This window comes from Streptomyces sp. NPDC048664, assembly GCF_040650555.1.
Lineage (GTDB): Bacteria > Actinomycetota > Actinomycetes > Streptomycetales > Streptomycetaceae > Streptomyces.
Genome location: NZ_JBEZHK010000012.1, coordinates 168,033 through 194,628 on the forward strand (window position 1 = coordinate 168,033; position 26,596 = coordinate 194,628).

Consider the following 26,596-nt stretch of genomic DNA (forward strand, 5'->3'; position numbering starts at 1 on the left):
AATCGACTGAGACGAGAGGCGGCGGGCCGGCGGCGTGGTCCGCTCGGCCGTGCCAGCGGCCGGGGCGGACGTCGGCAGCCGTACGAACGCGAGCCGGGAGCCCGGCGGCGCGGCAGCCCACCGCCTTCGCCGAGGCGGTACCGGCGTCCGTCCGTCCCCTCAGCCGCAGCCGCGCCGCCCGCGCCGGGGCGGCGGCGGACGCCCCGCACGGCGGATCGGGGCGACCCGGCGCCGAGCGGCCGGAGCACAGGGACCCGAGCAGCCGGAGCACCAGGGCCAGGTGGCCGGAGCACCAGGGCCGGGGCCCAGGCGGCGCCCGCCACGGCGCGCTCGGCGGTGCCCTTGCACGGCGGCGCCGGCGTCCGTGCAGGTCGGACGCGCTGTCAGTGGGTGGGTGCAGGATGGACGCATGGTCAGTTCCGCACACCGAGCCCTCGACGGCTTCTCCCCCGCGACCCGCGGCTGGTTCACGGGGGCGTTCTCCGCGCCCACCGCGGCCCAGGCCGGGGCGTGGCGGGCGATCGCCGAGGGTTCGGACGTGCTCGTGGTCGCCCCGACCGGCTCCGGCAAGACGCTGGCCGCGTTCCTGGCCGCTCTGGACCAGCTGGCGTCCACCCCGCCGCCGGCCGATCCGAAGAAGCGGTGCCGGGTGCTGTACGTGTCCCCGCTCAAGGCGCTCGCGGTCGACGTGGAGCGCAATCTGCGCAGTCCGCTCACGGGGATCCGGCACGAGTCGGTGCGGCTCGACCTGCCCGAGCCGGAGGTCAGGGTCGGTATCCGCTCCGGCGACACCCCGGCCTCCGAGCGCCGTGCCCTGGCCACCCGCCCACCGGACATCCTGATCACCACGCCCGAGTCGCTGTTCCTGATGCTGACCTCGGCCGCGCGCGACGCGCTGACGGGGGTGGAGACGGTGATCCTGGACGAGGTGCACGCGGTGGCGGGCACCAAACGGGGCGCGCATCTGGCGCTGTCCCTCGAGCGGCTGGACGAACTGCTGCCGCGGCCCGCACGCCGCATCGGCCTGTCCGCGACGGTGCGCCCGGTGGACGAGGTGGCCCGTTTCCTCTCCCCGCGCGGCAAGGTGGAGATCGTCCAGCCCGAGTCCGGCAAGGAGTTCGACCTCTCCGTCGTGGTCCCCGTGGAGGATCTCGGCGAGCTGGGCGGCTCCCCGGCCACGGACGCGGCCGAGGGGGCGGAGCGCCCGTCGATCTGGCCGCATGTCGAGGAGCGCATCGCCGATCTGGTCCAGGCGCATCGCTCCACGATCGTGTTCGCCAACTCCCGGCGCCTCGCGGAGCGCCTGTGCAACCGGCTCAACGAGATCGCGTACGAGCGGGCCACCGGCGAGACCCTGGCGGAGCATCACGCTCCCGCCGAGCTGATGGGGGGCTCGGGTGCGGCGCAGGGCGCGCCGGCGGTGCTCGCCCGCGCGCACCACGGCTCGGTCTCCAAGGAGCAGCGTGCCCTTGTGGAGGAGGATCTGAAGGCGGGCAGGCTGCCCGCCGTGGTGGCCACCTCCAGTCTCGAACTGGGCATCGACATGGGGGCGGTGGACCTCGTCGTGCAGGTCGAGTCGCCGCCGTCCGTGGCCTCCGGGCTCCAACGGGTGGGCCGCGCCGGCCACCAGGTCGGAGCCGTCTCCACCGGCGTGGTCTTCCCCAAGTACCGGGGCGACCTGGTGCAGGCGGCGGTGGTCACCGAGCGGATGCGGGCCGGCTCCATCGAGTCGCTCAGGGTTCCGGCGAACCCGCTGGACGTGCTCGCCCAGCAGCTCGTCGCCATGACGGCACTCGACACCTGGCAGTTCGACGACCTCCTGGCCATGGTCCGGCGGGCAGCCCCGTTCGCCTCGCTGCCCGAGTCGGCGTTCACGGCGGTGCTGGACATGCTCGCGGGCCGCTACCCGTCGGACGCCTTCGCGGAGCTGCGTCCGCGCGTGGTGTGGGACCGCGTCGCGGGCACGGTCACCGGACGCCCGGGGGCCCAGCGTCTCGCCGTCACCTCCGGGGGCACGATTCCCGACCGCGGGCTCTTCGGGGTCTTCCTCGCCGGCGCCGACCCGAAGAAGGGCGGCGGCCGGGTCGGCGAGCTGGACGAGGAGATGGTCTACGAGTCCCGGATCGGGGACGTGTTCACCCTCGGCACGAGCTCCTGGCGGATCGAGGACATCACCCGCGACCGGGTCCTGGTCTCCCCGGCTCCCGGAGTGCCCGGCCGACTGCCCTTCTGGAAGGGCGATCAGCTGGGCCGCCCGCTGGAGCTGGGCCGCGCGGTCGGCGCGTTCCTGCGCGAGGTGGGTTCCCTGTCCGAGCAGGACGCGCGGCCGAGGCTGCTGGCCGCCGGGCTCGACACCTGGGCCGCGGACAACGTGCTGTCGTACCTGCGCGAGCAGCGCGAGGCCTGCGGTCATGTCCCGGACGACCGCACGATCGTCGTGGAGCGGTTCAGGGACGAGCTGGGCGACTGGCGGGTGGTGGTGCACTCCCCCTTCGGCGCTCAGGTCCACGCGCCCTGGGCGCTCGCGCTGGGCGCCCGGCTGGCCGAGCGCTACGGCATGGACGCCCAGGTGATGCACGCCGACGACGGCATCGTGCTGCGGTTGCCCGACGCGGACCTGATGGGTCTCGACCTCCTGGACCAGGAGCAGGCGAGGCCGGGCTCGCAGTACGACGCCGAACAGGCACCCGTCGGCGCGGCGGACGTGGCCTTCGACAAGGGCGAGGTCGACCAGGTCGTCACCGACCAGGTCGGTGGCTCGGCGCTGTTCGCCGCCCGGTTCCGGGAGTGCGCCGCCCGTGCGCTGCTGCTGCCGCGCCGCAGCCCGGGCAAGCGCACCCCGCTGTGGCAGCAACGCCAGCGCGCCGCCCAACTACTGCAGGTGGCAAGCGAGTTCGGCTCCTTCCCGATCGTCCTGGAAGCGGTCCGCGAATGCCTCCAGGACGTCTTCGACGTGCCGGGCCTCGTCGACCTGATGGGCGACCTCGAAGCGCGCCGGGTACGGCTCGTGGAGGTCACCACGCCGGAACCCTCCCCGTTCGCCCGCTCGCTCCTGTTCGGATACGTCGCGCAGTTCCTGTACGAGGGGGACTCGCCGCTCGCCGAGCGGCGTGCCGCCGCGCTGTCGCTGGACTCCCGGCTGCTGGCCGAGCTGCTGGGCCAGGCGGAGCTGCGGGAGCTGCTCGACGCGGAGGTGCTCGGTGAGCTGGAGCAGGAGCTTCAGTGGCGCACCGAGGACCGGCGTGTCAAGGACGCCGAGGCGGTCGCCGACGTCCTGAGGCTGCTCGGACCGCTGACCGGGGCGGAGCTGGTGGAGCGGGGGGCCGAGCCGGGATGGGCGCAGGAGCTGGCCGCCGCCCGACGCGCCATCAGGGTCCGCATCGCGGGGAGCGACCACTGGGCGGCGATCGAGGACGCGGGCCGGCTGCGGGACGCGCTCGGCACCGCGCTCCCGGTCGGTGTGCCCGAGGCGTTCACCGAGCCGGTCAAGGACCCCCTCGGGGACCTTCTCGCGCGGTACGCACGCACCCACGGCCCCTTCACCTCGGCCGCGGCCGCCGCGCGGTTCGGCCTCGGGGTGGCCGTGACCGAGGGGGCGTTGCAGCGGCTCGCGGCGTCCGGCCGGGTCGTCCAGGGGGAGTTCCATCCCGCGGGGATCGGCCAGGAGTGGTGCGACGCGACGGTGCTGCGCCGGTTGCGGCGCCGCTCCCTGGCGGCGCTGCGCCACGAGCTGGAGCCGGTGGCACCGGCCGCACTGGCGCAGTTCCTGCCGCAGTGGCAGCATGTCGGGGGCGGTCACGGGCTGCGCGGCGCCGACGGACTGGTGCGCGCCGTCGAGCAGTTGCAGGGCGCGTCCGTGCCCGCGTCCGCTCTGGAGAAGCTCGTCCTGCCGTCGCGCGTCGCGCACTACACGCCCGGCATGCTGGACGAGCTCACGGCGGCCGGGGAGATCGTGTGGGCGGGCGCGGGCGCTCTGCCCGGCAAGGACGGGTGGGTCTCCCTCTATCTGGCCGACGCGGCTCCCCTGCTGCTGCCCGCCCCGCACCCCCTGGAGCTGACCGCGCTCCACCAGTCGGTGCTGGACACCCTGTCGGGCGGCTACGGCCTGTTCTTCCGCCAGATCGCCGACCAGGTCCGGGCCACCACGCACCCGGACGCCAGTGACCCTCAGCTGGCCGACGCGGTCTGGGATCTGGCCTGGTCGGGGCGGCTGACGAACGACACGCTCGCACCGATGCGGGCGCTGCTCGGCTCGGGCCGCACCGCGGGGTCCACCGCCCATCGCGCCAAGCGCTCGGTACCGCGCGGCCGGTACGGCTCGCTGACGGCCGCAACCCGGCCCCAGTCCCGGACGGGTCCGCCCACCGTGGGGGGCCGCTGGTCGCTGCTGCCCGACCGTGAGACGGATCCCACCGTGCGCGCCCATGCCCTGGCTCGGGCGCTGCTGGACCGGCACGGGGTGGTGACCCGTGGCGCCGTGGCGGCGGAGGGAGTGGAGGGCGGCTTCTCCGCCGTGTACCGGGTGCTGTCCGCGTTCGAGGAGAGTGGTCAGGCCCGGCGTGGCTACGTGGTGGAGGGGCTCGGCGCGGCGCAGTTCGCCATGGAGGGCGCGGTGGACCGGCTGAGGTCGGTGGCGAGTAGACGCGAGCGGGGCGAGCCACTGCCCGGAGCGGCCCCGGGCAGCGGATACGGCTTCCCGGGCGCCCCCGCGCACCCCTTCGCCGCCGCGCACCCCTTCGCCACCGGCGGCACCTCCGACGCCGGACGCGCCCCCTTCGACGGTCCGGGCTCCGGCGCCCGCAGCGGCCCCGAGGACCCGTTCGGCGACGCCTTCCCCGACGGCCCCGCCGGCGGGCACGACTCCGCGCCGGACGGTTTCGGCGACGGCCGCCACCCCGCCCCGGACGGGTTCGGTGACGGCTTCGACGCACCGCCGCCGGCCCCCGACCCGCTGTCCTCGCCGGGATTCGGAGGTCCCCGTTCGGGCTCCGATCTGTCCACCGGGGAGCCGGAGGGGCCGTACGGGCGCCGTGGCCCGAGTCTGCCGCCCCATCGCTCCACCGGCCCCACCGGCCCGGCCCGGACCGTGGTCCTCGCCGCGGCCGACCCCGCGAACGCGTACGGCGCCGCGCTCCCCTGGCCCGAGCCGCCGACGGAGGCGGGGCACAAGGCGGGGCGCAAGGCGGGCGCGCTGGTGGTGCTGGTCGACGGCGAGCTGACGCTCTACATGGAGCGCGGCGGCAAGACCCTGCTGGCCTGGCCCTCCGATCCGCAAGGACAGGCGACGGACGACGCCCGACTGCGTGCCGCCGCCGAGGCCCTCGGAGCGTCCGCACGCGCGGGTTCACTGGGCACGGTGACGGTGGAGCGGGTCAACGGCGTCTCGGCCCTCTCGTCGCCGTTCGGCGTTCTCCTGGAAGGAGCCGGTTTCATCGCGACCCCCCGCGGGCTGCGGATCCGCGCGTGAGCCCGGCGCGGGCGCGGGCACGGACGTGAGGCGCGGGCACGGGCGCCCGGACGTGCCACCCTTGACCCATGCCCGAAGGCGACACCGTCCACCAGGCCGCGGGGCGTCTGCACCGTGCGCTGGCGGGCGAGGTGCTGACCCGCTCCGACCTCAGGGTGCCCGCGTTCGCCACGGCCGACCTGACCGGCCGCCGTGTCCTGGACGTCACCCCGCGCGGCAAGCATCTCCTCACCCGGATCGAGGGCGGGCTCACCCTGCACTCGCATCTGCGGATGGACGGCGCCTGGAGGATCTACGCACAGGGACAGCGCTGGGGCGGCGGTCCCACCCACCAGATCCGGGCGATCCTCGGCACGGCCGACCGTACGGCGGTCGGCTACCGCCTGCCCGTGCTGGAACTTCTGCGCACCGGCGAGGAGCACCGCGCCGTGGGGCACCTCGGACCCGATCCGCTGGGCGCCGACTGGGATCCCGACAAGGCGCTGGAGAACCTGCTGCGCGACCCCGACCGCGCGCTCGGCGAAGCGCTCCTGGACCAACGCAATCTGGCCGGCATCGGCAACGTCTACAAGAGCGAGCTCTGCTTCCTCATGCGGGTCACCCCCTGGCTGCCCGTCGGGGCCCTGCCCGCCGAGCACGTCGCCCACCTCCCGGCGCTCGCACACAGGCTCCTGGAAGCCAACCGCGACCGCCCGACACGCAACACCACAGGGCGGCGCGACCAGAACCTCTTCGTGTACGGCCGCGCGCCCCGCCCGTGTCTGCGCTGTGGCACCCCGGTGCGGGTGGCCGACCAGGGCGACGGCTCCCGGGAGCGCCCCACCTACTGGTGCCCCACCTGCCAGTGGGGCCCGTCCCCGCCACCTTCCCCGGCCACGTACCCGCCCCGGACGCGGGGCCCGGGACGGCCCGGTCGCGCCGACAGACGCCCGCACCCGACCGATTGACGCACCGTCAGATAGGCTCGTACCGTCGGTGCCATGCCCGTCACGGCGTACGACCTCAGCGGACGCACTGTGTTCGTCACCGGAGCCGCCGGCGGCATCGGCCGCGCCTCGGCCCTGCTGCTCGCACAGGCCGGCGCGAGCGTGCACTGCGCCGACCACGACGCACAGGGCCTGGAGGAGACGGCGGCCCTCGTCAGGGACGCCGGTGGCACGGCCCGCACCCATCACCTCGACGTCAGCGACCGGGCGCAGCTGAAGCGGGCGGTCGCCTGCTGCGAACGCCTGGACGTGATGGCGGCGATCGCCGGGATCATGCACAGCAGCCCCGTCCTGGAGACCCGCGACGAGGATCTCGACCGGGTGCTGGCCGTCAACTTCAAGGGCGTGCTGCACGCTTGCCAGGAGGCCGCCCTCCGGATGATCGCGGACAGAACCCGCGGCAGCATCGTCACGATGGCCTCGGGCGCCATCGACACCGGCGGCGCGGGACTGCTCTGCTACGGCGTCACGAAGGCCGCGGTGGTGCAGCTGACGAAGACTCTGGCGACCGAGGTCGGGCCGCACGGCATCCGGGTCAACGCCGTGGCGCCCGGCTGGATCCGGACACCGATGACCGCCCGGCACGGCGAGGCGCAGGAGCGCACGGAGGCGCTCATGGCGCGAATGTCCCCTCTCGGCCGAGTCGGCGAACCGGAGGACATCGCGCATGCGGTCCTGCATCTGGCCTGTGACGCCGCGGCGTTCACCACAGGTCAGATCCTCCGTCCGAACGGAGGGGTCGCGATGCCGTGGTGAGCCACGCCGCGGGCGGGCCGGCCGCCCTGCCCCGGGAGTCACCTGAACACCCCCGGACCCGGTCACGCCGGCCCCGCCCACCCCCCCGCCCCTATCCGGGTAGCGCACCCCTTCCGCGCACCCGATCGGCACGCCGCCGTCGCCAGGACAACGCCCACTGGTCCGACCCGGCCGCCCCCTCGGCCCGGCTCTTCGGCACGCAGTGCACCGGCAGCAGACTCAGTCCCCAGCCTCCGGCCACGACCGCCCCCTCCAGCACCCCGGCATGGGGTGCCAGCACGAGTCGGAGCGCCCCCCACCACCACAGCGCACCGAGCGTCAGCGCAACCCCCCTGCGCGCCGCGCGCCCCGCCATGGCCGTCACCTCCCACCCGAGGAACCAGACCCTAGAACGGCCCATCCCCACCAGGGAGGGCGCACCAGCGGCACACAGGCGCATCCGCCCCCGCGCATGCCTGCGGCCCCTGCCGGGGACGGCGCACGCCGGGCGGACCACCCGCCGGACTCACCCGTTCTCCGCCTGGAACATCCAGTGGTGCTTCTCCAGGTCCGCGGTGATCCCGATGAGCAGGTCCTGGCTGACCGGATCCGCCTCGGCGGTCGACTCCACCCGCTCCCGCATACGCGTGATCACCGCACCCAGCGCGGAGACGAGGGTGCGCACGGCGTCCGTGTCCTTCACCCAGCCCTGCGACACCGAGCCGATCCCGCTGCCCTGCGCGACCGTCGTGGCGCGGCCGTCCGGTGGGACGCCCAAGGCCGAGGCTCGCTCCGCCACCGTGTCCGAGTGCAGTCGTGCGCTGTCCACGACCTCGTCGAGTTGCAGGTGGACGGAGCGGAACCGCGGTCCGATCACGTTCCAGTGCACCTGCTTGGCGACCAGGGAGAGGTCCACCAGATCGACCAGGGCTCCCTGCAGCGCCTCGGACACCGTCTTGAGGTCGGTGTCGGACAGCGGGCTCTTCACGACGTACATCGATCCTCCGGAAGCGTTCGCCAGGCCCCGAGCCCGCGTGACCCCCCTCGCCCTTCCACGATGACGGCAGCGCCCGCACCCGGCAAACGGGGCCTTCGGCGCCCGGACGGGCGAGAGCCCCCGCCGCGCTGCCCGGATCTCCCGGAGCAGCCCCGGCCGGGGCTCTCGTACCGCTCTTGGTTGCGGCTGTCGCTGTACCGCCTCACCCGCCCGCGTGTGCGAGGGTCAGGCGGCGACCACGTCCACTGCCTCGGTGGGCGCCTTGATCGTGACCCGTTCCGGTGGCACACCGGCGACGGACACGGAATTGAACATCGGGCGACGGACCGGTGCGGGCACCGGTTCGGTGGCCGCAGCCGACTGTGCCAGCTCGGCAAGGGCGAGCTCGTCGCTCACTTCTCGCATGAGCTCGGACATCCGTACGTCCAGCGCGTCGCAGATCGCGGAGAGCAGCTCGGAGGACGCCTCCTTCTGCCCCCGCTCCACCTCGGAGAGATAGCCGAGCGAAACTCGGGCGGACGAGGAGACTTCGCGCAGAGTACGGCCCTGGCGCTGGCGCTGCCGACGCAGCACGTCACCCAGCAGGCGACGGAGCAAAATCATCGGTGGCTCCCTCCTCGGACCGCGAAACCGCATCCTTCACGCCCCACCGTACCGCCTCGCGCGGCGGCCGTGCGGGGAGCGTTGCTCTGTTCACTCAGGGCTGCAAACATCAAATCCCCCCGTTCTGTTCCGTATCCTGTGCCCGCTCATTCTCGCGCTGTTCGCCCGCGAGCTCCTCCAGAAGCAGCGCGAGCACGCTCCGTACACTCTCCATACGGATTTCCGCGCGGTCACCGTTCAACCGCAGACGGGTCACTTTCCCGCCGCCGGGTACGCGCGAAGCGTCCTCGCCCGGTCCGTGGACGGCCACGAAGACGGTGCCGACCGGTTGTCCGTCCTGCGGTTCGGGCCCGGCCACGCCCGTGGTGGCGATCCCCCAGTCGGCGCCGAGCACCCTGCGCACTCCGGCCGCCATCTGCGCCGCGACCTGCGGGTCCACCGCCCCGCGGGCGTCCAGGAGCGCGCCGTCCACCCCGAGGACGTCCCGCTTGAGTCCGGTGGCGTAGGCGGTCACGGAGCCGCGGAACGCCTGGGAGGCTCCGGGCACCGCGGTGATCTCCGCGGCCACCAGGCCGCCGGTCAGCGACTCGGCGACGGCGAGCGTCTCGCCCCTCACCGTGAGTAGTCGCAGGACCTCGGCGGCCACGGGGTTCACCTCTCGGCCGCCTCGGCGGCCCGGCGCTCGGCGATGCCGCGCCTGCGCAGGACGACGGCCTGGCGTACGTAGTCGAGTCCGGTGACGACGGTCAGGACGATCGCCGCGGCCATCACCCAGAACCGCAGGGTCGCGAGCCATCCGGTGAGCGCCAGGACGTACATGCCGACCGCGACGCCCTGGGTGAGGGTCTTGAGCTTGCCGCCGCGGCTCGCCGGGATCACGCCGTAGCGGATGACCACGAAGCGCAGCAGGGTGACGCCCAGCTCACGGCCGAGGATCACCACGGTGACCCACCACGGGAGGTCTCCGAGCCAGGACAGACAGATCAGCGCCGCACCCATGATCGCCTTGTCGGCGATGGGGTCGGCGATCTTCCCGAAGTCCGTGACGAGGTTGTAGGTGCGGGCCAGGTGACCGTCGAACAGGTCGGTGATCATCGCGACGGCGAAGGCCGCCCAGGCGAGCGAGCGCCACGCCGGGTCGTATCCGCCGTCCGCGAGCATCAGCGCGACGAAGCCCGGCACGAGGACCAGGCGCAGCATCGTCAGAAGGTTGGCGACGTTCCAGACGCTGGCCTGGTTGACCGCGGCGGCGGTCAGTTTGCCGCCCCGCGCCGGCCGCGTGCCGTCCTGGTCGCCCTCGTCGGCCGCCGACACGGCCTGTACTCCCCCGCCGGGGCCGCCCTTGGCCGCCGCCCTGCCGCCGGACGGTCCCGAGGCACCGGGGCCGCCCTTCGTGGGCGCCGCTCCCCGCGCACCGGAGGAGCCGCCCGCGGCGGATGCCGGGATACCGGTCATCTGCCCGCCTCCTCGGGACGGCCGATCGCGCCCTGGAGCGGCTCGGCCACCAGGTCGACACCTTCCGTACCGACCACCTTCGCCTCGACCATACGACCCACCACGAGGCCCTCGCCCGTCGTGAACAGGATCTGCCCGTCCGTCTCGGGGGCCTGGTGCTCGGCACGGCCGCAGGCGCCGTCCTCGCCGTCCACGGACTCCACGAGCACGTGCACGGTCTCGCCGAGGCGTTCCTCGGCGCGCTGGGACACCAGCTCCTCGGCCAGCCGGGAGACCCGCGCCAGCCGCTCGGCGACCACGTCCTCGGCCAGCTTGTCCTCGTAGGTCGCGGCCTCGGTGCCGTCCTCGTCGGAGTAGCCGAAGACACCGATCGCGTCCAGTCGCGCGCCGTTCAGGAAGCGCTCCAGCTCGGCCAGGTCCTCCGCGCTCTCGCCGGGGAAGCCCACGATGAAGTTGGAGCGCACACCGGCCTGGGGGGCCTTGGTTCTGATGGTGTCCAGCAGCTCCAGGAAGCGGTCGGTGTCGCCGAAGCGGCGCATCGCGCGCAGCACGCCGGGCGCGGAGTGCTGGAAGGACAGGTCGAAGTAGGGCGCGACCTTGGGGGTGGAGGTCAGGACGTCGATGAGGCCGGGCCGCATCTCGGCGGGCTGCAGGTAGCTGACGCGGACACGCTCGATGCCGTCGACCTCGGCCAGCTCGGGCAGCAGGGACTCCAGCAGACGGATGTCGCCGAGGTCCTTGCCGTACGAGGTGTTGTTCTCGGAGACCAGCATGACCTCCTTCACACCCTGCTCGGCGAGCCACCGTGTCTCGTTCAGCACATCGCTCGGGCGGCGCGAGATGAAGGAGCCGCGGAAGGAGGGAATGGCGCAGAAGGAGCATCTGCGGTCGCAGCCGGAGGCCAGCTTCACCGAGGCGACCGGTGCGCCGTCCAGCCGGCGCCGCAGGGGCGCGCGGGGGCCCGACGCGGGGGCCAGGCCCTCGGGGAGGTCCGCGGGCGCGTGTCCGGGCAGGGCGACCGAGGCGGCCGACTCCTGCCGCTCGGCCGGGCTGATGGGCAGCAGCTTGCGGCGGTCGCGGGGCGTGTGCGCGGCGTGGACGCCGCCGCTGAGGATGGTTCCCAGGCGGTCCGAGATGTCCGCGTAGTCGTCGAAGCCGAGGACGCCGTCCGCCTCGGGGAGGGCCTCGGCCAGCTCCTTGCCGTAGCGCTCCGCCATGCAGCCGACGGCCACGACGGCCTGCGTGCGGCCATGGCCCTTGAGGTCATTGGCCTCGAGGAGGGCGTCCACGGAGTCCTTCTTCGCGGCCTCGACGAAGCCGCAGGTGTTCACGACGGCGACGTCCGCTTCGTTGGCGTCCTCCACGAGCTGCCAGCCGTCCGCCTCCAAACGGCCTGCGAGCTCCTCCGAGTCCACCTCGTTACGGGCGCAGCCAAGGGTGACGAGTGCGACGGTACGGCGTTCAGGCATGGGCTCAAGACTACTTCGTCCCGCTGACAGCCCACGTCGACGGGGTTGGCCGATCTTGGCCAACCCCGTATGTCCGTGCCCTTTCGGTCCCGCTCGGTGCCCTGCGGGGGCCGCGGCGGGCGGGTGTCACCCGGTGACGGGGTCGCCCTTGGTGTAGGTCAGACGTTCGACCTGGCCGGGCTGGAAGTCGTCCTGGATCTTCTTTCCGTTGACATACAGGTCGATCGCTCCCGCGTCGCCGAGGACGAGGTCGATCTTGTCCTTGTCCTGGAAGGTCTGGGAGTCTCCCTGCCCCAGCAGCCCGTCGAACAGGACATGGCCGTTGTGGTCCTTGGCCGAGATCCAGCTGCGGCCGCTGGTGGCACTGACCCGTACGGTCACCTTGTCGCGGGGCGCGGCGGCGATGGCGCTGTCCGAGGGCTCCGGCTTCGGCGCGGCGGGCTTGCCGGGCTTCGTGGCGGGCGCGGAGGGCTTGCCCGCGCTCGTCTCGGGACCCTTGGCGACCGGCGATTTCGCGGCGCTGCCGCCGTCACCGCCCTTGATCGCGGTGAACCCGACGAAGCCGATCACCACGACGATCGCCGCCACCATGGCGGCGGTCCAGTTGGGTCCCCGTCGGTCGGGGCGGATACGTTCCGCCTCGAAGAGCGGGGCCGCCGGGGTGGGGGCGGGGACCTTGCCGTGGTCGCGGGCGTACTGCGCCAGCAGCGGGGCGGGGTCGAGGTCCACGGCACGCGCGAGCGTGCGCAGGTGGCCGCGGGCGTAGACGTCGCCGCCGCAGGGCGCGAAGTCGTTCTGTTCGATCGCCCGCACGATGGCGACCCGGACCCGGGTGGCGTGGCTGATGTCGTCGACGGTCAGACCGGCCGCGATCCGCGCCTGCCGCAGCGCATCGCCGATCGACAGGCGTTCCGACGCGTGGTCGTCTGCGCGTTCGCCGGGAAAGGGTCGCGCGTCCTCGGAGGATTTGTCGTCAGGGGAGTTGGCGATGGACACGGGGGCGCCTTTCGAGCGTTGAGCCACCTGTGCTGGAAGTTCAGTCTAGGGGGGGTGCGAAAGAGCGAGGCAACCGGTCGGTATCACTTTGTACGCCATCCGAATGGCCGCTCATCCTCATGGTGGGCCACGTACCCGTCCCCTCGCTCAACTTGACGTACGTGGACGGGAAACGGTTGCTCACGGATCACTTACGACTGGATCACGGTCGGACCTCCAAGGCTTGTGTGCCATGGTGCGGCGGTCGGTAGGGCCTAGGACTGAGACTCCCCCCGGATCACGGCGAGCACTCCGTCCATCTCGTCAGGTTTCACAAGAACGTCACGTGCCTTGGACCCCTCGCTGGGGCCGACGATGTTGCGCGACTCCATGAGGTCCATGAGGCGTCCCGCCTTGGCGAAGCCGACGCGCAGCTTGCGCTGGAGCATCGAGGTGGAGCCGAACTGCGTGGAGACGACCAGCTCGGCCGCCTGGCACAGCAGGTCCAGATCGTCGCCGATGTCCTCGTCGATCTCCTTCTTCTGCTTGGAGCCGACGGTGACGTCCTCGCGGAAGACCGGCGTCATCTGCTCCTTGCAGTGCCGGACGATCGCCGCGACCTCCTCCTCGGTCACGAACGCGCCCTGCATACGGGTGGGCTTGTTGGCTCCCATCGGCAGGAAGAGGCCGTCGCCCTTGCCGATCAGCTTCTCGGCCCCGGGCTGGTCGAGGATGACGCGCGAGTCGGCGAGCGAGGAGGTGGCGAAGGCGAGCCGGGAGGGGACGTTGGCCTTGATCAGACCGGTCACGACGTCCACGGAGGGACGCTGGGTGGCCAGCACCAGGTGGATGCCGGCCGCACGCGCGAGCTGGGTGATCCGCACGATCGAGTCCTCGACGTCGCGGGGCGCGACCATCATCAGGTCGGCCAGCTCGTCCACGATCACCAGCAGATAGGGGTAGGGCTGAAGTTCGCGCCCACTGCCCTCGGGCGCCGTGACCTTGCCGGTCCTGATCGCCTCGTTGAAGTCGTCGATGTGCCGGAAGCCGAACGCCGCGAGGTCGTCGTAGCGCAGGTCCATCTCGCGTACGACCCACTGGAGCGCCTCGGCCGCCCGCTTGGGGTTGGTGATGATCGGGGTGATCAGGTGCGGGATGCCCTCGTAGGCGGTCAGCTCGACACGCTTGGGGTCCACGAGGACCATGCGCACGTCCTCCGGGGTCGCCCGCACCATGATCGACGTGATCAGGCAGTTGATGCAGGACGACTTTCCGGAGCCGGTCGCGCCGGCGACGAGGATGTGCGGCATCTTCGCCATGTTCGCCATCACGTAGCCGCCCTCGACGTCCTTGCCGAGTGCGACCAGCATCGGATGGTCGTCCTCGGCCGCCGCGGCGAGCCGCAGGACGTCCCCGAGGTTGACCATCTCCCGGTCGGTGTTCGGGATCTCGATCCCGACGGCGGACTTGCCGGGGATCGGGCTGATGATCCGCACGTCGGGGCTCGCGACGGCGTACGCGATGTTCTTGGTCAGCGCGGTGATCCGCTCGACCTTCACGGCGGGGCCCAGCTCGACCTCGTACCGGGTCACCGTCGGGCCGCGGGTGAAGCCGGTGACGGCGGCGTCGACCTTGAACTCGGTGAAGACGGTGGTGAGCGAGGCCACGACTGCGTCGTTCGCCGCGCTGCGCGCCTTTCCGGGGCCCCCGCGCGTCAGGAGGTCCAGGGACGGCAGCGCATAGGTGATGTCGCCGGAGAGCTGGAGCTGCTCGGCGCGCGGCGGCAGGTCACGGGTCTCCTGGGGGGCCGCCTTGGTCAGGTCGGGCACCGGGGAGTCCGCGGGGAGCTTCTCCGACTGGGGCCGAGCCGCCGGGACGGGCGTGGGCGTCGCCTCCGCCCGGTCGGCCGCGCTCACGCCCTGGGTGAGATCGGCGACGATCGGGGAGGGGGGCATGCCGTGCAGCACGGCGCCGTCCAGTGCCGCGGCGGCCGCCGCGGCGACGTCCACGGCGTCCATCTCCCGGCCCAGGGCCGGCTGCACGGACGGCCGCCGGGTACGGCCCCTGCGGCGGGACAGCGCGTCCTGCTCCACCTCGTCCGGGTCGTACACCTCGTCGGCGGGCTCGCGCCTGCGGGTGCGGGGCAGGGCCTCGCGCCACTGCTCGTCGTAGCGCTCGTCGTCCTCGGTTCCGAGGGGCACCTCCGGGCCGTGCACGAGCCCGAGCCGCACGCCGAGCAGACGCAGCCGCTGCGGGATGGCGGTGACGGGGGTGGCGGTGACGACGAGCACGCCGAAGAAGGTGAGCAGCAGGAGCAGCGGCACCGCGAGCGCGTCGCCCATGGTGTACGTCAGCGGGGTGGCCGTACCCCAGCCGATGAGCCCGCCCGCGTCCCTTATCGCCTGCATGCCGTCGGCACGCGCGGGCCCGCCGCAGGCGATGTGCACCTGACCGAGGATGCCGATGACCAGGGCGGAGAGGCCGATGACGATCCGGCCGTTGGCCTCGGGCCGCTCCGGGTGCAGGATCAGGCGCACCGCGATCGCGCCGAGCAGCAGCGGCACCAGCAGGTCGAGCCGGCCGAAGGCGCCGGTCACGAGCATCTCCACGAGGTCCCCGACGGGGCCGCGCAGATTGGCCCAGGTGCCCGCGGCGACGACCAGGGACAGGCCCAGCAGCAGGAGCGCGAGGCCGTCCTTGCGGTGCGCCGGGTCGAGCCCCTTGGCACCGCGCCCTATGCCGCGGAACATGGCTCCGACCGCGTGCGCGAGCCCCAGCCAGAGGGCGCGGACGAGTCGGTACACCCCCGCGGTCGGGCTCGGTGCCGGCGCGGGGGCGAGTTTCCTGGCCGGGGCCTTCCTCGCGGGCGCCTTCTTCGCCACGACCTTCTTCGCGGGGGCCTTCCTCGCCGGAGCCTTCCTCGGAGCGGCCGCCTTCTTCGCGGGCGGCTTCTTGGCTGCGGGACGTGGGGCCATGGGTGTGAGGTTACCGGTGTGGATGAGCAGGCACACGCGTGCCCGCGGCTTCACCCGTTCGTGTCGCCTGCCTGGAGGCGTGAAACTGACGCGCCCTCAGGGCAGGTGCCCCGTACGGATGTCCACCGGCGCATGCGCCGACCGTCCGCGCGCCGGAACCCCACCACCGCGTGGTGCGAGCCTCCAAGGTGCCCCGCCCAGGCCCTGAGGTCGCCCCTCAAGGCCCTGGAGAGGGCACCGGACCGCTTCCCTTCCGCCCTGATCAGCTCTGCGAGGGCACCGGCGGGGCGCCAGTGCCCGTGCCCGGCTCCAGCGCGTCGAGCGCCCTGCGCAGGCCCGTGAGTTTGCGTTCGAGATGCGCCGCGGTGGCCACCGCCGCCGCGTCCGCCGACTCGTCGTCGAGCTGCTTGGACAACGCCTCCGCCTGCTCCTCGACCGCCGCGAGCCGCGCGGAGAGCTCGGCGAGCAGCCCGGCGGGCTCCTTGCTGTCGCCGCCCGCGGCCTTGCCGCCGCCCTCCAACTGGAGCCGCAGCAGCGCGGCCTGCTCACGCAGCTGGCAGTTCTTCATGTAGAGCTCGACGAACACCGACACCTTCGCGCGCAGCACCCACGGGTCGAACGGCTTGGAGATGTAGTCCACGGCACCCGCCGCGTATCCCCGGAAGGTGTGATGCGGACCGTGGTTGATCGCCGTCAGGAAGATGATCGGGATGTCCCTGGTCCGCTCCCGTCGCTTGATGTGCGCGGCGGTTTCGAAACCGTCCATCCCTGGCATCTGGACGTCCAGCAGAATGACCGCGAAATCGTCCGTCAGCAGTGCCTTGAGCGCTTCCTCCCCGGACGATGCCCTGACCAGCGTCTGATCGAGCGCAGAGAGGATGGCCTCCAGCGCCAGCAGATTCTCCGGCCGGTCATCGACCAGGAGGATCTTGGCCTTCTGCACCATGGCCCGCCCTCCTCGCCCCGGCTTGGGGCCTCCCCTGTCCTCAGGACTCGAAGCAGCGCCTTCGGGCACCGCTCCAGGGGACGACTCCTTACGCCGCCCGTCCTTGTGCCGGTCATCGTAGCCGTACCCCGCCCGTCGCCACACCCTGTCACCGTGATGTCACTGTGGACGTAGCAGAAACGCGGCAGAGGACCAGAAGGTTCCCCGTGCACCGTACCTCTACACGGACCCGGCCACACTCAGTCAGCGACCGGGCGTGAACATCGGGTGTCGCGGTCACCGCTCACGCATCCACTGCTCCATCACGGACAGCAGATGGTCGGGGTCGACCGGCTTGGTCACGTAGTCGGAGGCACCCGACTCGATGGCCTTCTCCCGGTCGCCCTTCATCGCCTTCGCCGTCAGCGCGACGATCGGCAGCCCCGCGAACTGCGGCATCCGCCGGATCGCCGTCGTCGTCGCGTACCCGTCCATCTCCGGCATCATGATGTCCATCAGCACGACCGCGACATCGTCGTGCTGCTCCAGGACCTCGATGCCCTCGCGGCCGTTCTCGGCGTAGAGCACCGACAGGCCGTGCTGCTCCAGGACGCTGGTCAGCGCGAAGACGTTGCGGATGTCGTCGTCGACGATCAGCACCTTCTCGCTGTCGAACCGCACGGCCTGGGCCGGCACCGGCGTCTCCTGCTGCTCCCCGGCCCACTGCTCCGGTCCCTGGCTCTCGCGCGCCGGAGCCGCCGAGACCGCCCGGCGCCGGCGCCGGAAGAGGGCTGCGGGCCCGTTCTGGGTCTCCCGGTACGACTTCACCTCCGCGGGGGTCTCGATGCCCTGCGCGGCGGGCTGGGCCTCGGAGGCCAGCAGTTCGTCGGCCTCCATCGCGGGGGCGAGCTGCGCATAGCCCTGAGGCGGCAGTTCGCTCGGGTGCAGCGGCAGATACAGGGTGAACGTCGAGCCGCGCCCGGGCTCGCTCTGCGCGTGGATCTCGCCGCCGAGCAGCCGGGCGATCTCCCGCGAGATGGACAGCCCCAGACCCGTACCACCGTACTTGCGGCTGGTCGTGCCGTCCGCCTGCTTGAACGCCTCGAAGATCACCCGCATCTTGCTGGCCGCGATGCCGATGCCCGTGTCGGCGACGGAGAACGCGATGAGATCCGCGTCCGGGTCGCGCAGGGCACCGGCCTCCAGGAGCTGCTCCCGGATGGCCACCGGGACATCCGCCCCCGCCGGCCTGATGACCAGCTCCACCGCGCCCGTGTCGGTGAACTTCACCGCGTTGGACAGCAGGTTGCGCAGCACCTGCAGCAGCCGCTGCTCGTCGGTGTGCAGCGTGGCCGGCAGTTCGGGCGACACCCGCACGGAGAAGTCGAGGCCCTTCTCCGCGGTCAACGGCCGGAAGGTCGCCTCCACGTAGTCCACGAGCTGGACGAGCGCGATGCGTGTCGGCGAGACGTCCATCTTGCCCGCCTCGACCTTCGACAGGTCCAGGATGTCGTTGATCAGCTGGAGCAGATCGGAACCCGCGCCGTGGATGGTCTCCGCGAACTCGACCTGCTTCGGGGAGAGGTTCGACTCGGCGTTGTCCGCGAGCAGCTTGGCCAGGATGAGCAGCGAGTTCAGCGGTGTCCGCAGCTCGTGGGACATGTTGGCCAGGAACTCGCTCTTGTAGCGCATGGACACCGCGAGCTGCTCCGCGCGCTCCTCCAGGACCTGGCGCGCCTCCTCGATCTCGGTGTTCTTGACCTCGATGTCGCGGTTCTGCTGCGCCAGCAGCTCGGCCTTGTCCTCCAGTTCGGCATTCGAGTCCTGGAGTGCCTTCTGCCGGTTCTCCAGCTCCGCGGACCGCTCCTGGAGCTGTTCCGTCAGCTCCTGGGACTGCTTCAGCAGCACCTCGGTCTTGGTGTTCACGGAGATGGTGTTGACGCTGGTGGCGATCATCTCGGCGATCTGGTTGAGGAAGTCCCTCTGGATCTGTGTGAACTTCGTGAAGGAAGCCAGCTCGATGACACCGAGCACCTTGCCCTCGAACAGCACCGGCAGCACGATCACCTGCGCGGGCGGTGCCTCCCCCAGTCCGGAGGAGATCTTCAGATAGCCGGTCGGGACGTCCTCCACCAGGATCGTGCGCCGCTCCTGGGCCGCCGTCCCGATCAGCGCCTCACCCGGGCGGAACGACGTCGGCATCGACCCCATCGAGTACCCGTACGAGCCGAGCATCCGCAGCTCGTAGCGCTCCTCGCTCTCGGCGACCGGATCCCTCCCGTCGACCAGGGACATCGCCAGGAAGAACGCGCCGTGCTGGGCGGACACCACCGGCGTCAGCTCGCTCATGATCAGCGAGGCGACGTCCTCCAGGTCGCGCCGGCCCTGCATCAGGGCGGAGATCCGGGCCAGGTTGCCCTTGAGCCAGTCCTGCTCCTTGTTGGCGATCGTGGTGTCGCGCAGGTTGGCGATCATCTTGTTGATGTAGTCCTGAAGATCCTGGATCTCACCGGAGGCGTCCACGTCGATCTTCAGGTTGAGGTCGCCACGCGTCACGGCGGTCGCGACGCGCGCGATGGCGCGCACCTGCCGGGTCAGGTTCCCGGCCATCTCGTTCACGGACTCGGTCAGATCGCGCCAGGTGCCGTCGACGTCCCGCACCCGCGCCTGACCGCCCAGCTGCCCCTCCGTGCCCACCTCGCGGGCCACCCTGGTGACCTCCTCCGCGAAGGAGGACAGCTGGTCGACCATCGTGTTGATGGTCGTCTTCAGTTCGAGGATCTCGCCCCGCGCGTCGATGTCGATCTTCTTCGTCAGATCGCCCTTGGCGATGGCCGTCGTGACCATGGCGATGTTGCGCACCTGGCCGGTCAGGTTGGACGCCATCTGGTTCACCGACTCGGTGAGGTCCTTCCACGTGCCCGCCACACCCGGCACATGCGCCTGACCACCGAGGATCCCGTCCGTACCCACCTCACGGGCCACCTTGGTGACCTGGTCGGCGAACGAGCTCAGCGTCTTCACCATCGTGTTGAAGGTGTCGGCGAGCTGCGCGACCTCTCCGCTCGCCTCGATGGTCACCGTCCGCGTCAGGTCGCCGTTGGCGACCGCCGCCGCCACCTGGGAGATGTTGCGCACCTGCACGGTCAGGTTGTTGGCCATCAGGTTGACGTTGTCGCTCAGGTCCTTCCAGATGCCCGTGACACCGGCGACATGCGCCTGGCCGCCCAGGATGCCCTCGGTGCCCACCTCACGGGCCACCCGGGTCACCTGCTCGGCGAAGGACGACAGCTGGTCCACCATCGTGTTGACGGTCGTGACCAGCTCCAGGATCTCGCCCTTGGCGTCCACGGTGATCTTCTTGGACAGGTCGCCCTTGGCGACCGCCGTCGTCACCTCGGCGATGTTGCGCACCTGGATCGTCAGGTTGTTCGCCATGAAGTTCACGGACTGCGTGAGGTCCTTCCAGGTGCCGGACACACCCTGCACCTCGGCCTGGCCACCGAGGATGCCCTCGGTGCCCACCTCACGCGCCACCCGCGTCACCTGCTCGGCGAAACTGGACAGCTGATCCACCATCGTGTTGATGGTGTTCTTCAACTCCAGGATCTCGCCGCGCGCGTCCACGTCGATCTTCTGCGACAGGTCACCGCGCGCCACCGCCGTGGCGACCTGGGCGATGTTGCGCACCTGGGTGGTCAGGTTGCCGGCCATGCCGTTCACCGAGTCGGTGAGATCACGCCACACCCCGGCCACGCCGGGCACCTGCGCCTGACCGCCCAGACGGCCCTCCGTGCCCACCTCACGCGCCACCCGGGTCACCTGCTCGGCGAACGCCGAGAGCTGGTCCACCAGGTTGTTGATGGTGTTCTTCAGCTCAAGGATCTCGCCGCGCGCGTCCACGTCGATCTTCTGCGACAGGTCACCGCGCGCCACCGCCGTCGTCACCTGGGCGATCTGCCTCACCTGCGAGGTGAGGTTGCCCGCCATGAAGTTGACGGAGTCGGTGAGTTCCTTCCACGTGCCGCTGACGCCCGGCACCACGGCCTGGCCGCCGAGCCGGCCTTCCGTACCCACGTCCCTGGCCATGCGGGTGACCTGGTCGGCGAAGGACGACAGCTGGTCCACCATCGTGTTCACGGTGTCCTTCAGCTGGAGCATCTCGCCCGAGACGTCCACCGTGACCTTCTGCGACAGGTCGCCCGTGGCGACCGCCGTCGTCACCTGCGCGATGTTGCGCACCTGACCGGTGAGGTTGCGGAACGCCGTGTTGACGGAGTCCGTGAGGTCCTTCCACGTGCCCGCGGCGCCCGTCACCTGCGCCTGGCCGCCCAACTCACCCTCCACGCCGATCTCCCGCGCGACCCGGGTCACCTCGGCGCCGAAGGCGGACAGCTGGTCCACCATCCCGTTGACGGTGTTCTTCAGCTCCAGCATCTCGCCGGCGACGTTCACGGTGACCTTCTGCGACAGGTCGCCGTTGGCCACCGCCGTCGTCACCTCGGCGATGTCCCGCACCTGGGTCGTCAGGTTCCGGAAGACCGTGTTCACCGAATCGGTGAGGTCCTTCCACGTGCCCGCCGCGCCCGGCACGTTCGCCTGGCCGCCGAGCCTGCCCTCGCCGCCCACCTCGTTGGCCACCCGGGTGACCTCGTCGGCGAACGTGCGCAGCGTCTCGGTCATCTGGTTGATCGTCTCGGCGAGCCGGGCGACCTCACCCCGTGCCGACACGGTGACCTTCTGCGACAGGTCGCCGTTGGCGACCGCCGTCGTCACCTGCGCGATCCCGCGCACCTGGGCGGTCAGGTTGCCCGCCATCAGGTTCACCGAATCGGTGAGGTCCTTCCACACACCCGCCACACCAGGAACCTGCGCCTGGCCGCCCAGCTCCCCCTCGGTGCCCACCTCACGGGCTACCCGGGTCACCTCGGAGGAGAACGAGGAGAGCTGGTCCACCATCGTGTTGACGGTTTCCTTCAGCTCCAGCATCTCGCCCGCGACGTGGACGGTGACCTTGCGGGACAGGTCGCCCTTGGCGACCGCCGTGGTCACCAGCGCGATGTCACGCACCTGCGCGGTCAACCGGTACGCCATCGTGTTGACGGAGTCCGTGAGGTCCTTCCACGAACCCGACATGCCGCGCACCCGGGCCTGCCCGCCCAGCTTGCCCAGCGTGCCCACCTCGCTGGCCACCCGCGTGACCTCGTCGGTGAACGTCGACAGCTGGTCGACCAGGTTGTTGACCGTCCGCCCGACCTTCAGGAACTCCCCGCGCAGCGGATGCCCCGTCTCGTCCTGGCCCTGCGTCCGCAGCTCCATCCGCGGCGACAGATCACCCTCCGCCACGGCGGACAGCACCCGGCTGACCTCGGACACGGGGTGTACGAGATCGTCCACCAGCGCGTTGGAGGCGTCGATGGCGGCCGCCCAGGAGCCCTCGCAGGCCCCCGACTCCAGCCGCTCCGTGAGCTTTCCCTCGCGCCCGACCATGCGGCGCACCCGCGCCAGCTCACCGGTCAGATGCAGATTGCGGTCCGCGACCTCGTTGAAGACGGCGGCGATCTCGGCCATCACCCCGTCGCCCGAGACCGTCAGCCTCTTGCGGAAGTTGCCGTCGCGCATCGACTCCAGCGCCGTCAGCAGCTTGTTCAGGGCCGCCGTGTCCACCGCGGTGGTGCCGCCTCGCGCCTTGCGCTGGTTGCTCAGGGACGGTCCGCCTTTCGCGCGCGTCTTCGTGGCCCGCGTCGCTGCGCCAGACTCCACTGTGTCCCTCCCGCAGGGGTCGACCTTCACTGCTGTGCTCAGAGGTACTGCTCGACGTACCCGTTACTCATGCGTAGTGCCTGCCCGGCCGCCCGGACGACACGCGCGTGCTTCTGCCCGGCGTGACGGACGGCACTCGGCCCGCTTTTCTCTCACTGGTGAGCCTGCCCAGTGTTTCACCCTGCCCGAACCCGGCCATAACAGTTCGGCAGCTTCGCACACGCTCCGCACACCCTGTAGACGTAAACACCCTCGACCGGCACCCGCATGGACGGCGAAGGTAAGTAACCTTGCATGCGGCTGTCCAGCCGCGCCGGTCCGGCGTGGGCGGTGGCACGAGCACGAGCGGGCAGGCATCGGAGGGGCACCGCACCATGACCACCGGAGTTCGACCCGGGGGACCACCCCAGGATCCCCGGCCCGACGGGGACCGGCAACTGCCGCGGCAGGAGCGGGTCGGCCCGCCTCCCCCGCATGTCGATAACCGGACGAGGAGTGCAGTGATCACCGCGCGCGCGGCAGCCAGCTTCGAGCCCGTAGGACGATCGGTCGCAACGGCCCGGTCCTTCGTACGGGACACGCTCCAGGGGTGGGGGTTCGCCGACATCGTCGACGACGCCGTGGTCCTGACCAGTGAACTGGTCACCAACGCCGTCGTCCACGCGGGCACCGCCGCGGACGTCCTGTGCCTGCGCAGCGACGACGGCGTACGCGTCGAGGTCGCCGACCACTACCCGGAGCGCGAGATCCCGGTGCAGACCAGCGCCGTCAGCATGGGCAGCCCCGACCGCGAGGGCGGACGCGGCCTCCAACTGTGCGCCGCGCTCGCCCGACGGTGGGGTGTGGAGTACACCCCCACCCACAAGAAGGTCTGGTTCCAGCTCGACCTGCCCGAGCGCCCCGTCGGTACCCGCAGCGCGGGCCCCACCCTGCCCGCCGAACTCCTCCCGCTCGCCGACACCCGGGTCCGCGTCGCCGTCGTCCAGATCGACCGCAACGCCTCCGTCACCGCCTGGAACGAGGACGCCGAGGACCTGTTCGGGTACCCGGCCGACCAGGTCACCGGCAAGCCGCTCATCGATCTCGCCGCGTGGCCCCAGACGCCGGGCACGGGCACCGGCATCGCCGAGGCCCTCCAGCTCTCCCGCTGGGAGGGCAGCTACGGCATCCGCTGCGCCGACGGCCGAGTGGCCCCCGTCTACGCCTCCCACCTGCGCGTACGGGACACGGCGGGCGAGCCGTCCACGGTGTGCCTGCTGGTACGCGACCACGAGCGCGCCGTCCTGCAGACCCCGTTGCGCACCACGTCCTCCGACACGGCCACGGCTCAGGAGGGCCAGACCACCGACCCCTTCGAGGTCTTCATCGGCTCGCCGGCCCCCGACGACCTCGACGGCCTCCTGCAGCGCACGGTCGAGCGCGCCCGGGACATGCTCGACGGCGACGCGGCCTTCCTGCTGCTGGCCACCGACGACGAGACGGAGCTGGAGGTGCGCGCCTCCACCGGCCTGCCCTCGGCCCGCCAGCGCTTCGCCCGCGTCCCGGTCGAGGCCGGTCCCGGCCGCTACGGCTCGGCCCGTATGCCCGCCGTCCACGACGATCTCACGGCCGTCCCCGGAGCGGTGCCCCTGCTGTCCGGCACGGGCATGCGCTCGGTCGTGACGGTCCCCCTGAAGGTGGAGGGCCGCCTCACCGGCTCTCTCGGGGTCGCCGCCGAGTCGCCCTCGCGCTACTCCAACGAGGAGGCGCTGCGCCTGCAGTTCGCCGCGGACCGCATCGCGCTCGCGGTGGAGTCCGCCCGGCTCGGTGAACTGGAGCGGCTGCGCCGCGGCTCGCTGAGCTTCCTGGTCGAGGCCTCCGACCTGCTGGCGGGCACCCTCGACCGCGACCAGACCCTGGCGCTCATGGCGCAGATGACGATCCCGACCCTGGCCACCTGGTGCGCGGTGTACACGATCGCGGACCAGTCCTCGGAGACCTACCTCTCCTATGTGCTGCACGAGGACGAGGAACGCATCGACGGCCTCAAGGCGCTGCTGTCGCAGATCCCCCCGCCGGAGCCGATCCTGACCCCCGGCGCCCGGGTCTGGACGCAGCCGGCGGAGGCGGCGCACCGCGCGGCGCTGCGCACGTCCATGCGCAGCCTCGGGCTCGGCGAGCCCCCGTCGATCAGCTCCGGCATCGGCACGACCTTGGCGACCGCCTCGGCGGTCGGCGGCGAGACGGTCGTCCTCCCCCTCGTCGCCCGCAACCGCGTGATCGGCATGCTCACCTTGGGCAAGCCGACGGACGAGCACTTCCGGCAGGAGATCCTGGAGCTCGCCGAGGACTTGAGCCGACGGGCCGCGCTGGCTCTGGACAACGCGCGGCTCTACTCGGAGCGCACGGCCATCAGCCAGTCGCTCCAGCGCAGCCTGCTCCCCCCGGAACTGCCCACGGTCGAGGGTGTCGAGGTCGACGTCATCTATCGGGCGGCCGGCGAGGGCAACGAGGTCGGCGGCGACTTCTACGACCTGTTCCCCATCCGCGACGGCGCGTACGGCTTCGCCATCGGCGACGTCTGCGGCACGGGGCCCGAGGCCGCGGCGGTCACGGGACTGGCCCGGCACGCCCTGCGGCTGCTCGCCCGTGAGGGCTTCGGCGGCCCGGCGGTCCTGGAGCGCCTCAACTCCGCGATCCTCGACGAGGGGGCGCGGAGCCGCTTCCTCACGCTTCTGTACGGCGAGCTGTGGCCGCAGGAGGACGGCAGCGCGCTGTTGAAGGTGGTGTGCGCCGGCCATCCGCTGCCGCTCCGGCTGCGTCAGGACGGGACGGTGGAACCGGCGGCCGAACCGCAGCCGCTCCTCGGGGTGATGGAGGACCTGGAGCTCTACGAGCAGACGGTGACGCTCGATCCGGGCGACGTCCTGCTGTGCGTCACGGACGGGGTCACCGAACGCCGTGAGGGCACCCGCATGTTGGGGGACGACGGCCTGGCGGACGTTCTGACGACGTGTACGGGCCTCACGGCGGGCGCGGTGGCGGCTCGCATCATGCGTGCGGTCGAGCGCTTCGCCTCCGACGCTCCCTCCGACGACATGGCCATTCTCGCGATGCGCGTGCCGGGCCTTCCGCAGGACTGAATGCGGTGGCCGGGGCCTGAACTGCCCGGAACCCGGGACATGAAAGAGGCCTCGCCCTGATGGGCGAGGCCTCTTTCATGTCTTTCCGTGGAGCCCCCAAACGGAATCGAACCGTTGACCTTCTCCTTACCATGGAGACGCTCTGCCGACTGAGCTATGGGGGCCTGCCGCCTCGCGGGTTTCCCCGCGGCAACGAAATAGATCATACCCCGAACTGACGTGTGCTCCCAACCAGAGCTCTGGTGCGGAACACGGGATCAGAACGCGGGCTGGAGCAATCCGCCCAGCGCGTTGCACGCGGAGACGATCCTGTTCATCTCACGCCGCGTCAGAGCCGCGTCGATCGGCAGGGAAAGCGTCTCGTCGGCGGCGCGCTCGGTCTCGGGCAGGGCGATGTCGCGTCGGAATCCCGGCATTCGGTGCACGGGCGTCTTGACCGGCACCCGGCATGCGACTCCCTTGGCGCGGACCGCCCGTGCGAAGGCGTCACGGTCCGGCCGGCCGTTGCCCGGCACCCGCACCACGTACTGCTGATAGGTGTGGCCGCCGCCGCTTTCGGGTGTGCGCACGCCCCGCAGCCGTCGATCGAGGTACGCGGCACGCTCACGGCGCTGTGCCACCTCGCCGTACGGCGTCTCGGACTCGCCCTGCTCCAGCACCAGGACCCCGTGCCGCTGGCCGAGTTCGTGGAGTCGCGCGATGTCGGCCGGCCGGCCGAACCGGTGGACGACGACGATCGCGGCGGTGTGCGGGGTGACCGCGGCTTCCACGGCGGCGGGGTCGAGGCAGTAGGTCGCCGGGTCTATGTCGGCGAAGACAGGCATCGCGCCGGCCAGGGTGACGGCCTCGGCAACCTCGATGTTCCCGAAGGCGGGCACGACGACCTCGTCACCGTTGCCGACGCCTGCGGACTTGAGCATTCCAGCGGTACCCACGGCTCGGATGTTCGTCCGGCAACGTGAACGCAAAGTGACGCTCAAAAAAAAAGAGCTGGTCCCCGAACCGAAGTTCGGGGACCAGCTCTGAATAATTGTTCGGCGGCGTCCTACTCTCCCACAGGGTCCCCCCTGCAGTACCATCGGCGCTGTAAGGCTTAGCTTCCGGGTTCGAAATGTAACCGGGCG

At 71.6% G+C, this 26,596-nt stretch carries 15 protein-coding genes, 1 tRNA gene and 1 rRNA gene; 4 read left to right on the forward strand and 13 right to left on the reverse strand.

All coding sequences use genetic code 11. From position 1 onward, the window contains the following. Positions 1–409 precede the first annotated feature (409 nt). The 3 genes from AB0C59_RS16190 (at position 410) to AB0C59_RS16200 (ending at position 7,209) form a co-directional block, all read left to right on the forward strand. Positions 410–5,467 carry an ATP-dependent helicase gene (locus tag AB0C59_RS16190; RefSeq protein ID WP_363004877.1) on the forward strand — a complete coding sequence of 1,686 codons (5,058 nt, stop codon included), beginning with the start codon at positions 410–412 and terminating at the stop codon, positions 5,465–5,467. Between the two features lie 68 nt (positions 5,468–5,535). Then, positions 5,536–6,414: a DNA-formamidopyrimidine glycosylase family protein gene (locus AB0C59_RS16195; RefSeq protein WP_363004879.1), complete on the forward strand. Its 879-nt coding sequence runs from the start codon at positions 5,536–5,538 to the stop codon at positions 6,412–6,414. A gap of 33 nt (positions 6,415–6,447) precedes the next feature. Further along, the gene (locus AB0C59_RS16200) at positions 6,448–7,209 is read left to right on the forward strand and encodes an SDR family NAD(P)-dependent oxidoreductase (protein ID WP_363004881.1); all 762 of its coding nucleotides are present in this window, start codon (positions 6,448–6,450) and stop codon (positions 7,207–7,209) included. 91 nt (positions 7,210–7,300) lie between these two features. Here the strand turns inward: AB0C59_RS16200 and AB0C59_RS16205 are convergent, their stop codons facing one another. The 10 genes from AB0C59_RS16205 to AB0C59_RS16250 form a co-directional block, all read right to left on the reverse strand. Next, complete coding sequence (locus tag AB0C59_RS16205; protein WP_363004919.1) at positions 7,301–7,564, reverse strand: hypothetical protein; 264 nt, start codon at positions 7,562–7,564, stop codon at positions 7,301–7,303. A gap of 150 nt (positions 7,565–7,714) precedes the next feature. Then, positions 7,715–8,185, reverse strand: coding sequence for a DNA starvation/stationary phase protection protein (locus AB0C59_RS16210; RefSeq protein WP_363004883.1), 471 nt, complete (start codon positions 8,183–8,185; stop codon positions 7,715–7,717). A 225-nt stretch (positions 8,186–8,410) separates the two neighbouring features. Beyond that, positions 8,411–8,788, reverse strand: a complete 378-nt coding sequence (locus tag AB0C59_RS16215) for a helix-turn-helix transcriptional regulator (RefSeq protein WP_363004885.1) — start codon at positions 8,786–8,788, stop codon at positions 8,411–8,413. A 109-nt stretch (positions 8,789–8,897) separates the two neighbouring features. Beyond that, positions 8,898–9,443 (reverse strand): CinA family protein, encoded by a 546-nt coding sequence (locus AB0C59_RS16220; protein ID WP_363004887.1) that lies wholly within the window; start codon positions 9,441–9,443, stop codon positions 8,898–8,900. Then, entirely contained in the window at positions 9,440–10,243 is an 804-nt protein-coding gene (gene pgsA, locus AB0C59_RS16225; protein ID WP_363004889.1) for a CDP-diacylglycerol--glycerol-3-phosphate 3-phosphatidyltransferase, read from the reverse strand. Before pgsA ends, AB0C59_RS16220 begins: the two co-directional genes overlap by 4 nt. Then, on the reverse strand, positions 10,240–11,712 hold the full coding sequence (gene rimO, locus AB0C59_RS16230) for a 30S ribosomal protein S12 methylthiotransferase RimO (protein WP_363004891.1): 1,473 nt from the start codon (positions 11,710–11,712) through the stop codon (positions 10,240–10,242). The genes pgsA and rimO overlap by 4 nt, the downstream gene beginning before the upstream one ends. Before the next feature lie 126 nt (positions 11,713–11,838). Continuing rightward, positions 11,839–12,708, reverse strand: a complete 870-nt coding sequence (locus AB0C59_RS16235) for a RodZ domain-containing protein (protein WP_363004893.1) — start codon at positions 12,706–12,708, stop codon at positions 11,839–11,841. A 254-nt stretch (positions 12,709–12,962) separates the two neighbouring features. Next, positions 12,963–15,662, reverse strand: a complete 2,700-nt coding sequence (locus AB0C59_RS16240; RefSeq protein ID WP_363004895.1) for a DNA translocase FtsK — start codon at positions 15,660–15,662, stop codon at positions 12,963–12,965. Positions 15,663–15,924: 262 nt separating this feature from the next. Further along, positions 15,925–16,608: a response regulator gene (locus AB0C59_RS16245; RefSeq protein ID WP_363004897.1), complete on the reverse strand. Its 684-nt coding sequence runs from the start codon at positions 16,606–16,608 to the stop codon at positions 15,925–15,927. Between the two features lie 276 nt (positions 16,609–16,884). After that, positions 16,885–22,350: a HAMP domain-containing protein gene (locus AB0C59_RS16250; protein WP_363004899.1), complete on the reverse strand. Its 5,466-nt coding sequence runs from the start codon at positions 22,348–22,350 to the stop codon at positions 16,885–16,887. A 374-nt stretch (positions 22,351–22,724) separates the two neighbouring features. On the opposite strand from AB0C59_RS16250, the gene AB0C59_RS16255 reads away from it, so the two are divergent. Continuing rightward, positions 22,725–25,472, forward strand: coding sequence for a SpoIIE family protein phosphatase (locus AB0C59_RS16255; protein WP_363004901.1), 2,748 nt, complete (start codon positions 22,725–22,727; stop codon positions 25,470–25,472). Positions 25,473–25,560: 88 nt separating this feature from the next. Here AB0C59_RS16255 and AB0C59_RS16260 read toward each other — a convergent pair. The 3 genes from AB0C59_RS16260 to rrf all read right to left on the reverse strand — a co-directional run. Then, a tRNA-Thr gene (locus AB0C59_RS16260) sits at positions 25,561–25,636 on the reverse strand. A 93-nt stretch (positions 25,637–25,729) separates the two neighbouring features. After that, entirely contained in the window at positions 25,730–26,392 is a 663-nt protein-coding gene (locus tag AB0C59_RS16265) for a DegT/DnrJ/EryC1/StrS family aminotransferase (protein ID WP_363004921.1), read from the reverse strand. A gap of 112 nt (positions 26,393–26,504) precedes the next feature. Beyond that, positions 26,505–26,596: ribosomal RNA gene (rrf, locus tag AB0C59_RS16270) — 5S ribosomal RNA — on the reverse strand; the annotation flags it as partial.